Source organism: Pseudomonas sp. SIMBA_067 (assembly GCF_046534675.1).
Lineage (GTDB): Bacteria > Pseudomonadota > Gammaproteobacteria > Pseudomonadales > Pseudomonadaceae > Aquipseudomonas > Aquipseudomonas putida.
The window spans coordinates 1-241 of record NZ_JAWRYH010001225.1; the positions used below are offsets into that span (position 1 = coordinate 1).

Here is a 241-nt window from a genome sequence, read left to right on the forward strand (position 1 = left end):
GCCCCGAGTTGATGGCCCCTGAACTCGGCCAAAGGCTCTGCCGACAAGCCAGCGTCGATCGCGAAAAAACCGCAAAAATGATGGGCTTGCCGCCTATCGCTGAACGCTATCGACCGCCGCAGCGCATAGCAGACGGCCGAAGTGGCTATGCACTGAGTGGCGGCGGCGAGAGCAGCCGTCAGGCGAGCCGGCGCGGCTTACATGAGATTTTCCCTACCCTGACCGATGCTCAATTGGACGC

Annotated in this window: 1 protein-coding gene; it reads left to right on the plus strand. The window is 61.8% G+C overall.

Features of this window, described 5'->3' with window-relative positions; all coding sequences use genetic code 11:
• A partial coding sequence (locus SB765_RS33195; RefSeq protein ID WP_410932973.1) for a hypothetical protein occupies positions 1-241 on the plus strand: 241 nt, incomplete at both ends.